The 10,261-nt window shown below is 58.5% G+C and carries 10 protein-coding genes; 4 read left to right on the top strand and 6 right to left on the bottom strand.

Annotated elements, in window-relative coordinates:
• Window positions 1-199 precede the first annotated feature (199 nt).
• The 6 genes from BVER_RS24500 to BVER_RS24475 all read right to left on the bottom strand — a co-directional run bounded on the left by BVER_RS24500 (window position 200) and on the right by BVER_RS24475 (window position 6,975).
• Window positions 200-2,521 carry a nuclease SbcCD subunit C gene (locus BVER_RS24500; RefSeq protein WP_050455486.1) on the bottom strand — a complete coding sequence of 774 codons (2,322 nt, stop codon included), beginning with the start codon at window positions 2,519-2,521 and terminating at the stop codon, window positions 200-202.
• Window positions 2,509-3,048: a hypothetical protein gene (locus BVER_RS24495; protein WP_050455490.1), complete on the bottom strand. Its 540-nt coding sequence runs from the start codon at window positions 3,046-3,048 to the stop codon at window positions 2,509-2,511. The genes BVER_RS24500 and BVER_RS24495 overlap by 13 nt, the downstream gene beginning before the upstream one ends.
• A gap of 238 nt (window positions 3,049-3,286) precedes the next feature.
• On the bottom strand, window positions 3,287-4,687 hold the full coding sequence (locus BVER_RS24490; RefSeq protein WP_050455489.1) for a metallophosphoesterase family protein: 1,401 nt from the start codon (window positions 4,685-4,687) through the stop codon (window positions 3,287-3,289).
• A 75-nt stretch (window positions 4,688-4,762) separates the two neighbouring features.
• Window positions 4,763-5,245, bottom strand: coding sequence for a riboflavin biosynthesis intermediates N-glycosidase (gene ybiA / locus BVER_RS24485; protein WP_050455488.1), 483 nt, complete (start codon window positions 5,243-5,245; stop codon window positions 4,763-4,765).
• 192 nt (window positions 5,246-5,437) lie between these two features.
• Window positions 5,438-6,712 (bottom strand): recombination directionality factor, encoded by a 1,275-nt coding sequence (locus BVER_RS24480; RefSeq protein WP_050455485.1) that lies wholly within the window; start codon window positions 6,710-6,712, stop codon window positions 5,438-5,440.
• Window positions 6,709-6,975: a DUF7696 family protein gene (locus tag BVER_RS24475; RefSeq protein WP_050455487.1), complete on the bottom strand. Its 267-nt coding sequence runs from the start codon at window positions 6,973-6,975 to the stop codon at window positions 6,709-6,711. The genes BVER_RS24480 and BVER_RS24475 overlap by 4 nt, the downstream gene beginning before the upstream one ends.
• Before the next feature lie 676 nt (window positions 6,976-7,651).
• On the opposite strand from BVER_RS24475, the gene BVER_RS24465 reads away from it, so the two are divergent.
• The 4 genes from BVER_RS24465 to BVER_RS24450 all read left to right on the top strand — a co-directional run bounded on the left by BVER_RS24465 (window position 7,652) and on the right by BVER_RS24450 (window position 10,068).
• Window positions 7,652-8,272 (top strand): hypothetical protein, encoded by a 621-nt coding sequence (locus BVER_RS24465; RefSeq protein WP_050455483.1) that lies wholly within the window; start codon window positions 7,652-7,654, stop codon window positions 8,270-8,272.
• A 144-nt stretch (window positions 8,273-8,416) separates the two neighbouring features.
• Window positions 8,417-9,325 carry a hypothetical protein gene (locus BVER_RS24460; protein ID WP_050455482.1) on the top strand — a complete coding sequence of 303 codons (909 nt, stop codon included), beginning with the start codon at window positions 8,417-8,419 and terminating at the stop codon, window positions 9,323-9,325.
• An 8-nt stretch (window positions 9,326-9,333) separates the two neighbouring features.
• Complete coding sequence (locus BVER_RS24455) at window positions 9,334-9,789, top strand: bactofilin family protein (protein ID WP_050455481.1); 456 nt, start codon at window positions 9,334-9,336, stop codon at window positions 9,787-9,789.
• Between the two features lie 72 nt (window positions 9,790-9,861).
• Window positions 9,862-10,068, top strand: a complete 207-nt coding sequence (locus BVER_RS24450; protein WP_050455479.1) for a hypothetical protein — start codon at window positions 9,862-9,864, stop codon at window positions 10,066-10,068.
• Window positions 10,069-10,261: the final 193 nt, after the last annotated feature.

Raw genomic sequence — 10,261 nt, 5'->3', positions numbered from 1 at the left:
GATTCGGCGAGAAACGCCCCCAACGGGGAGCGCCCCCGCTAGGGTATAAAAATGCCTTTCGGCGATATCAGTCGTTTTCGCTTACCAAACTCACCTCGGCCTCGTCGACAATCATCTCATCGAGAAATCTCCAAGAAAGCGATGAGAAGCGCCCTTGTGGGGCGACTCCCCACAAGGGTTGCAGGTAAAAAATGAAATTTCAGGCGACGAGCGCCTGAACATCGATTACCGCGTCAGCTTCGGCCACAAGCTCCGGCGTCTGCGAGATGAAGAACTCTCGCTGATACCCGCCTTGCCGTAGCACCTCACGCTTCATGCTCATAAACTGCACTTTGCGCTGCGGATCCAGCGGACCATCTGACTCATCGCTGAACAACGTCTGATACGGCTGACCGGTGTTCTGAGCCAGATACAAAGCAATGCCGCGCGTCAGACACTCGTTGATCCAGACTTTCTGTCCACCCGACATCACAGACACCGACTTGCTGCTATCGGTATCCGCATCGTGGACGATGATCTCGAACCCCTCACGTAACTCACCGGTGGCAAGCGCGCGTTGGGTACGAATCTCGACGGTGAAGCGCATGCCGTAACAGGCCAGCAAAAGCTCGTTGACCATGTGCGTCAGCGCTGGTCCCGCATCGTCGATCGTCAGTGCGATCACGCCGTCGTTACCGAGTGCCTTTGCCAACAGCTTCCAACGAGCGATCTCGTCGGAGAGACGATCCGCGCGTGACTGCGTCGCGGAAAACTTCTCCAACTCCACCGCCAGCGACTCGCCTTCGGCCTGAAGCACGCTTTGCGAACGGATCAATGCTTCGATCCGGCCTTCGAGCGACGCCAAGACTTCGCGATTCCCGGCAAGGTCACGATCAAGTTTCGCGATCGCGGCCGTCACATCGACAGCTGCCAGCCGCATCGCCTCCTCTGCAATGCGAGCCAGGTCAGCGCTCATGCGGATCTTTTCAGACTCGAACTTGGCTGTCCTCGCGGCTCCCTCTTCTGCGATCGAGCGGCACTCCGCTTGCGCGGCCTCCAGCCCCGACGTTGCAGCATCCAGGAGCGGCTTGCTTGCAGCGAGTTCCGTCGCGGCTTGCAGCGCCCGGCGAAGCTTCGCCAGTTCATCGGTGATCGCCAGCATCTCGACGCGCTTCGCCGCAAGATTGGCCGGCGTCGCCCCCAACTCGTTGGCGTCCTTCAGCTTCGCACGATACTTTTCGCGAAGATCGGTTACCGAGACGACGTAAGTCGCTGCTTGCTGTTTCGCGTGCAGCGCTTGCGAGAGCAGCGGACATGTCGCATGCATGGCATGTCCCACGCAGGGCACCTGGTCGACCACCGCCGCTTGCTTGTTCAGCACACCAAGATGCGCCTTCTTCGCGCCTCCCTCGCTCTGCAAGGTGGCAAGCGTCACATTTAACGCGTTGAGCGTTGCCTGTTTCGCTTCGAGCTCGACGATCTCGCGCTGAAGTGGCGCGATTTTCGCGTCCTCCCGCGCAATGGCAAGCTCAGCTTCTTCGCGCTTGGTGGCCGCACCCAAAATCGCCTCTCGGCTTGCAAGCGTAGCCTGATGCGTGGCAATCGTCCGGTTGAGCGCTGTGAGTCGTTGCTGATTTCGAGCGCCAGCAACTCGCTCGTCCTCAGCAGCGGTTCCCATTGCCTTCGTCAGTTCCGCCCGCCGCACGCCCAACTCACGCAGACGCGCTTCGACCGACGCCGACTCGCTTTGCTTCGCAGCAAGCGTAGCTCGCTCCTGAGTGAGCTTGCCCGCTTGTGACAAACCGTCTTCACGTTGCGCACGTGCCATAGACAAAGCGGCGCTTTGCGCGGCAATCGATCGCTCGACCTCGGCCTTGCGCTGCCGCTTACCGGCAAGGGCGACAAGCTCCGACTGGATACTATCAAGCGACTTGCCGAGCACCTTGGCCACATCGCCCGCTTTCACCGACAACGCTTTTAGATGCTCAATGCCAAGCAACTCTGCCAGAAGCATCTTGATCTCGCCGGCGCCGTAAGAGGCCAGCGGGCGACGGTTTTGCGCCGAGAACACGCTTGTGAAGAACGTTTCAAGTGAACCGTTGATCGCCTCGACACAGCGGTTATACGACTCCGCCTTGCCGTCCGACACCGTGCCGTCAGGAAGCGACACCGGACGCCACGTGTTATCGACGCCGCGATAGGCGAGGTAGTACTCCGCCTTGCCTGTCTTACCGGGCTTTCGGAACGTGAACGAGGAACGATAGCGAATGCCATCGTGTTCCCATTCAAGTTCCTTCAACGCGCTGGTGCCACAGATGTGATCCCAGTACGAAAAGGCATCGACCGACAACTTCGAGGCCCGCGAGGGCATGATCGGATACGGGTGCAAGTTGTCCATGATCGTCGTTTTCCCGGCACCATTCGGACCGCTCAACGCGATCAGACCATCCGGCAACGACTCGAGATCGAGCGTGACGCAGTCACGTTTCATGCCGTCGCGCACGCCGACGAATCCTTCAAGCGTCAGTTTCAGAGGCCGCATGACACGCCCTCAGAATCTGACATGAACGCAGAAACCTCAGCCATCTGCGAATAAAAAGCATCGTCGTCTTCGTTTGGAAACGGCTCGTGCAGCTCCGTCGCAACGACCGCACGCTGAGGCGCGCGCAGCGTCCCATAGAGTGCGGCCGCGACATGCTCACACGCTCTGCTGAATTCGCGTCGTGCGTTTGTCAAAAGCTCCGACCAGCCGCTATAGCCGGTCAAGTTCCGGATTTCCGCTGCGGACCATTGACTTGCATATCCCTCTTGATACGACCAGAGGAGATGCTGCATCTGCACCGTCGGGGTGATAGCAACCTCAGCAGCGCCAGGAGTGGTGGCCAGCAACAGCAACGTCTGGCCAAATTGCGCCACGACAGCGCCGCGATGTTCGCCGAACGGCTGATGCTGAATCGCCGTGGTGAAACCTGCGAGATCAACCAGCGACTTCTGAATATCGCGCGCGGACTTATCGGCGAGCGGAAACGAGCGGACCCATTCAGGACCAGCGGGATAAAGACCGAACATATACACTCCAAGAGAAAAGGCGGAGTGCGCCCCGGAAGGGATCGCTCCCCGCCAGGGTAGAAAAGAAATTGAACTGCTAGAGAAAGGTGCTGCCACTACTCATCGATGCGTCGAAGACGCGGTAAACCTCTGTTTCGATAGCCCTGAGGAAACCCCAAGCTATCGGAACACGGCTGCCGTGTTCAATCCGAAGGAGCCGTGCTGGCCTCCCTCGTCTAACGTTCGAACGCGTGATGAACTACGCGACGAACAAGTCATCATCGAGCCACGACAGTTGCGCTGACGCAGGCGATGCGGGTGCCGAGTCAACGATCTCGACCGTCGTATCGGGCATCGGCATCTCAACGTTCGCGTCAGTGCATTCCGCCAATTCTTCCGGAGCGATATCGCACGACGATTCAGCCCTTACGTCGTTCCCGATCAGACCCGCCAACACGCGCGAGGCGATCGCTTCCGCATCGCCGGTTTCGAGAAGCTGAAACCGATCCAGCAACGGCGCGGCCGTCACATCCGTGTGCTCGCACCAGCGTTCGATCTTGCGATCAATCGTGGTTTCCAGGCTAATCCCCTGGGCGCGCGAGCGTACGACCGGCAAAATGCGCGCTTCGATCTTGAGTTCGGCGGCGTTGGTGAAGAGTGCCATGATCGCGTCGCGATCGACCGACTGGCGGTGCTCCTCGTCAACCTGCCAACGAATGCGGACAAACTTGTCGGTTGCGTCCTGCGCGATCGCAGCGAGTCGCTGCATATCGGGCGGTCCGTCGAAGTCGATGCATACGGTCTCTCGCGAAGGCGTCACGATGAGATCCGCTTGCGCGGCGCCCACCTCCACGTCCCACATGAGATACCCCTTGTCGCCTTCTTCGCCATAGTGGAAGCGCCCGATCGATCCCGGATACGCCACCACGCGGCCGCCTCGCTCCCACTGCTGCGCTTTGTGGATGTGGCCCAGCATAAACGCGTCGCATTCGGCGTCGAAAAGCGCACCAAGCGAAAACTCATGGTCGAAACCGGCCATCGTGACACCGTGCTCGGTCGTGCAGCCGTTGACGGTGCCATGTGAGACGCCTACCGTCCGGATGCCTGCCGCGCGGAGCTGCAGATTGATTCTTCCGGCTGACTGAAGGTAGTCGGACAGCACCGCCTCGAGCCCGGTCGCCGCATCCTTCGCGCCAACGGCCGCCGCCAGCTGCCCTTTGTTGACAGTGGGCAAGCACGTAAAGACGACGTCAGCTCCAATATTAAGCACGGCGCGTAATTCATCATCTGAAAACACCGGTCCGCTCGATGCCACGAACCGTCCCTCGTGAAGGCTGACCTGTTGAACGCGATCCGCAATATAAATCTGATGTTGGTCTGCCATCAGTTCAAAATTGCGAAGTATGCCTGGCGGCTCGTGAGAGAACGTGCCCTGCAGCATCAGCACAGGCATGCTGGCGCTCAGGCGATTGATACGCCGCGCGAGGCGATGTAGGGATGGCGCGTGAGCATCGAGTCGATGATCGGTTGCGTCCCCGGATATAACAGCCACATCCGCGTGCATCAGTGCGGCATGCTCGCCAACGAAGCCGAAACAGCGATCGGCCTCCTTAAGATTGCCGGGCGCGTAATGCAGGTCAGAAAAATGAGCGATTTTCAAGTCGCCTCCAAAAATGAAAAAGGCCACCCGAAGGTAGCCAGTTTGTGCCGATGCGCAGTAGCGCGCTCGGGATAATCAGGTGCTCAACGTATCGCGGACTTTCATGAGCGCTTGGCCCAGAAGGTTGTGCCCGCGCCACTTCGATTTGTCCGTGATGTCAGGATGGCGTTCGCCTAGTCCCACACCCCATATGACGTCATAGGGACTGGCTTCGACGAGTTCGGTCGGTGCTGTCGCAAGCAACAACGCTCGCAACCCCGGATGCTGGGCGAATTTCTCCCGGCACCCCACATAGACAATCGACTCGCGCTTTGCCTCCCATACCTTAAGATCGAAGCCTCTGACCTTGCGGCCGAGGGCTTTTTGCTCTTTTGGCAAATGCGTGGCGAGCACCGCTTGCGCAATTGCATCGTCATCGAACAGCTTCGCCTTGGAAAACATCATCATTTGCTCAACTGACGTAAAGCGCACGCCGTGAACCTCAAACCGGCACCGATGCCAGTTGCTAAAAGCATCCTCTGCTCCGAAGAACAGCGTGAAGTTGCCGACTCTACGCATTGGATACTCCTTTGCGCACACAAGTGAATGGGCCGCCTGAGCGGACAATTTCGATGCGCCAATGGGGCGCGGTCGAAAACACTTGAGCAAGTATCGCTTGCTGAAATGCTCTCGTTGCGTCTTTAGAAAAAGAAGTCGCCCGCCTCCGCTTCGGATGACCGAATGGAGGGAGGCTGAACTCAGACCCAGGACTCAAATCGATGAATCAGACGTAAGCCGCTTGCGCGCGACCGCGTCCTGAATCTCAGCGTCAAGTGAAGCAGGGTCGTCCAATGCATCTTCGAGCCGTGCGTTCATTGCATCGACATCGACTACGCGTTCGATCCAGCCGCGACCGTACGTGTGATGCGCGTAGATGCGAAAGCCGTTCTGTCGCCCCGGTTGATTGAGGCCTAAACGCTGCAGCAGATCTGACATGCGTTGTCGCTTGTCTTCGAGCGGCTCGTTCGGATCATGACGATTTGCATCACCATGCTGAAGCGGTCCGTTGTCTGATGCTTCGCTACTCGCATCGAACTCAACGAGAGCAACCGCACGACTGGCTGATTCCAACGCGGGCTGGTTTTGCTCCGCACCATCGAGCAGTGCGCTCAGATCGATGTCGGCGTCGAGTACGGTCAACATCTGCTTTTGGCGCACGGCCTGCCCGTTGTCATCGATGCGAGTGATCTCGAACTCCTTCTTCGACAGCCAGAAACGCGTGCCAGTGAGTCGGCCGCGCGCCAGCGACACGGTCTGCATCGCCGAGTACGCTTTCTGCAGCACGTAGATGGAATTCGTCGGCAATTCGATCAGACCCAGCCCCTTGACCTCAGGGATAGCGAACACGAAGGTTGCCGTGAGATTGCACTTTCGGTCCTGATACTGCGGACAGAGGTGCGGATCGCAGATGCCATCGGGAATGTCATCATCCTGACGATGCACGACGAGTCGACCACCAAACGACCGTCGTGCACGCTGAGCGCGAGCATCACGCTCGACCGGGGCGTACATTTTGCAATAGCGTTTCCCGTCGCGGTCATACTCAGAAAAGTACTGCCGACCCGAACTCGTGTAGGCGGCCATTTGATTAGGCACGTTGCGCAACCAGTCGTCGAACGCGAACATCACAGGGAACCGGTACAGCTTCAGCCCCTGTCCGCGATCTTCCCCATAAAGCTTCAATATCTCGTCGGCGGTGTCCGAATTGGAGAAGTCTGAGCGTCTGCACACGAAATACGGCACGTTCTTGGGAATGAGCGCGTTGCGAAGTTGCAAGGACGTTTCCAATACCTTGCCAATGGCCTCGTACGACTCGCCGGCGGCCACCATCTCGTGGTACAGCTTGACCGCTTTTTCGTTGGTCTGATGGGCGCGTGTGAGCACTTTGATACCAGGCCGGATCTTGCCGATCGTGGGCGGCCGGATCACGCGCTCTTCCACGAGACTGCGCGGCGCATGATCGAACATCGGAACAGCAGCGTTCATGAAAGTTTCCTTGCAAGAAAGAAGATGGCGTTGGTCCGCAGCGTTTCGGCCTGAGATCGCATCTCATGGGCCGCCGCACTCCCGCGACGTTCGCCGACGTGGGAAATGAAGACAGCGCGCTCCGCATCGCTGAACATGGCGACGCGCGCGACTTCGCAGCGTTCGCGCCAAAGAGCAGACGTGGTGTCCGCCTGTTCGCGCTCGTTGTCGATTTGATACTTGATGGCCTCAGCGATACGTTGATCGAGGCAGTCGGGTAACAGCATGAAGAGCACCTCCGTTGAGAAAAGTCCATTGCGGGGTGCAACGGACGAAAAAAAAGCCCGCTTCGGTGAGGAAGCGAGCTTCTTGAAATCGTTTAAGTGGAGACCTACGCGCCACGTCCCTTCCGGGGACGTGGCGCGTAGGGAGCGCACCGAGAATCCGGTGCGCTCAGTCAGAGAACGTAAAGTCGTTCTCGCACGGCATGGTCACGCCGCGCAACAGCCCTTTTCGGAATTGCTTCCGCCGCAGGTTTCACGGATCAGCCCACTTCGATCGTTCTACCCAGATCAGGCCCTGGAGAGAGAACACCCGAAAACCCGGGTTCGAACGATGTACCGGCGCAAATGAATGCGAGCCCGGGTACGAGTATCACGGCTGAAATTGTGGAGTATGTCGCGAGCACACTCAGCACAAAGAAGATATCCACACCAGTGGCGATCCGGTCGGAGCATGCGCGACGCACGAGGCGGGCACGGCTTGGAGAGAAAAGATGGACTCCGGGCTGGAGTCGAGGTCGATGCGTCAGAGACGCGGGGAATGGAATTGAGTATCCAGATTAGAGGCATGGTTGGGGAGTCGAAAGCTCGCAAAATTCATATCGCTTTCGCCGTCTTGGCTCTTATCAAATCGATGAGAATCTTGTGTTAGAGAGAACACATACACCCCGAGAAAATCATGGCCTTGATCGATACGGAAATGCCCGACGAGAAACCCAAGCGTGTACCACCCTCGATGTCGGTTCAGAACGATAACCTCGGCGAGAGCGGGCCTCGGCCACTTGCCCGGCTCACAAGCGACGATCGTCTTGCACGGATCAATCCGCATACGCTCGCCCAAACAGAGTTGCTGTACTGTTCGCGGTTCGCTCGCGAATTCTGTCGGGGCAAGTTCAACTTCGCGGCCGCGAAGATGACCGTGGCGCGCGGCGGCAAGCTTATCGCCATCGAATCAGAATTTCGTACGGCGGAGGCGTTCTTCCGCAAGGCACTCGATTGGGCGAACAAGTTGCGTGGACGCAGCACGGATATCCCGGCCGAAATGGTCACACTCGAGATTAAGCACGCCATGTCTGGCCGCCTCGTGCGTCTGCTCACTATGTACGATCAGCTCTTCCAAAAAACCATGGAAGCAATGTTGTTGCGCACGATCACAGCTCAGACGCGCCAGGCCGCCCTTGAAGCCGCCGAAGCGCGCGTCAAAAAGATTGCATTTTTGTGCATCCCAGATAACGAACAGTTTGCGCCCGAAGGTGTGCTGCTGCCCGGTTTTGATCCCGATCTCGATCAAAAACATTAGGCGTGCTTGTTTGACGCTGTACTACTGTTGCACGCCCGACGCATGGTTATTGATGGCGTTCTCTCAATTGCGGCGAACTCTCCAGCTTCAGCGACTAATGCCCAACCTGGGTTACACCATCCGACATTTATCACAGGGAGTTATATGGACCTACGCGATATTCAACGGCTGCATGCGCAATTCGCACCCGATTCGATGACTATCGACCTGTCACGACAGATTGCCGCCTTACCCGCACCCACAACGTTCGAGAGCGATATTCCGTCCATGTCGCAGCGAGCGATGTCCCGCATCACCCGTATTTGGCTCATTCGCAGTTGTGCCGCTCCCATGATGGTAGCGATTTTGGTCGCATTAACGTGGATTGGTGCGGCCAAGGTCTATCGCGCCGTAGGGACAAGCGCCTCTTCCCTGAAGAGCGACGTGAAGGAGCTCACGCTCTCAAGGGCTAATGCGACAACGTATTTGAAACCTACCAGCGAAACAGCGGCACGCACAATCGATGCAACGCCCACGCGCCCGGTCGTCATCACGTCGGTCTTACATTCGAACGATCTTGACCATGAACCGGTGGGGCCGCTGGCGCCCGGACTACTGACTGCAGATCAGTTCCGCACGTCGATAAACAGCGTCGCATCCACCAATCCTACGAACACGGGCGGCCCGACGAGGCCCGCATCGTCGGTCTCCGATCAAACCAAGACCGCGGCCGCGTCTCCGATCCGGCAAAGCCATCGCGAGGCTGACGCTCCGCGCGCGAGCAAAGTAGAGCCGCCCCAAATTGCCCAAGCAGCGCCGCAGGCTGCGCAAGGCGAGTCAAAGCCGATCGTCACACCAGTAATGCCGACGACACCCGTGATATCAGTAACGCCAGACGCACAGTCCCTGCCGCCGGCCCAAACACCGGCAACAGCGTCGACACACCCCTATCGACGCCACGTCGTGCGCCTACGCGACACGCAAGCCCATGACGGCGAGCAATCCTCCACCCCGACGAACACAAAGCCCGCACCGACCAGCCGGCCCGGCTCCAACGAAGTGCAAATGTTTTGAGAAATCACATGAAAACCGAACTCAACATCACACTTATTGCGCCGGGTTGCGCGATCACAGGCGACATGGTCGTCGATCACGGCGTGTCCTGCTTTGGACTGCTCGACGGCGGCATCATTTCGACGCAAGGTTTGCTGCACGTGGGCGAAGGCGGTCTTCTCAAGGGCATGGCGCAGGGCGAACATGTGCGCATCGACGGCCGCGTGGACGGTGACGTGCATGCGCGCGGTTCGCTTGAGGTCAATGGCCAGGTGTGCGGTGACATCTACTATTGCGGCACGATCCGGCTCGGTCCGCGCGCCTCGCTCAATGGCATCCTCAAACGTGTCGCCCGGATGCGGACGATCGAGGCCGACGCCGCACGAGCAGAACAAATCGCGGATCAATCGCTGAATCAAGCCACCAGCCGATTTCCGGAGCGCGCCGACTCGAACGTCACCGACATTTCCAAAGCGATCGCATAGGTTCGATGTCCCCGCCCTCAATCATCTGATGTTTATGCCGTTATACGGTCGATATCGCTCGCCGACTTCGCCGTGAAACCGCTCGATCCAATCTTTGATGTTCTGACGCTGACCTGGGAGGCCGCCGCTCAAGAGGCGGCGTTCGAGGGACGGTGCTTCTGCATGCTGGACACGGGGCATATCTTGAATCGTAATGCGATGCCACCGGGCACGCCGTACCGAAATCCGGAATTCGCGGATTGTCTTGTCGTCGGAAAAGCGTTGCGAAAATCAAAGTAAGTGGTTACCCTAGCTTCGTCTCCTCCATGTCTCCGCTGATGTGGATTGACCCGCTCCCCACGAGCGGGTTTTTTTGTGCGCCCAGCATGGGCGCACTCTTGCGGGTGCAAGTCGCGCGGCAAGTTGACCACAGCGAGCGAAGTGAAGCGCAACTGCGGAAGGGCGACCGACCGTGGAGAGGAAGCGTGGAGCG

The organism is Candidatus Burkholderia verschuerenii, assembly GCF_001189365.1.
GTDB classification, from domain to species: domain Bacteria; phylum Pseudomonadota; class Gammaproteobacteria; order Burkholderiales; family Burkholderiaceae; genus Caballeronia; species Caballeronia verschuerenii.
This window is presented reverse-complemented; position numbering and strand designations above follow the sequence as displayed.

Excerpts from the sequence above, each read along its gene's own strand:
- BVER_RS24460 (WP_050455482.1), top strand. The coding sequence starts at position 8,417 with ATGGACCTACGCGATATTCAACGGCTGCATGCGCAATTCGCACCCGAT.
- BVER_RS24480 (WP_050455485.1), bottom strand. The coding sequence starts at position 6,712 with ATGAACGCTGCTGTTCCGATGTTCGATCATGCGCCGCGCAGTCTCGTG.
- BVER_RS24495 (WP_050455490.1), bottom strand. The coding sequence starts at position 3,048 with ATGTTCGGTCTTTATCCCGCTGGTCCTGAATGGGTCCGCTCGTTTCCG.
- BVER_RS24465 (WP_050455483.1), top strand. The coding sequence starts at position 7,652 with ATGGCCTTGATCGATACGGAAATGCCCGACGAGAAACCCAAGCGTGTA.
- ybiA (WP_050455488.1), bottom strand. The coding sequence starts at position 5,245 with ATGCGTAGAGTCGGCAACTTCACGCTGTTCTTCGGAGCAGAGGATGCT.
- BVER_RS24455 (WP_050455481.1), top strand. The coding sequence starts at position 9,334 with ATGAAAACCGAACTCAACATCACACTTATTGCGCCGGGTTGCGCGATC.
- BVER_RS24500 (WP_050455486.1), bottom strand. The coding sequence starts at position 2,521 with ATGCGGCCTCTGAAACTGACGCTTGAAGGATTCGTCGGCGTGCGCGAC.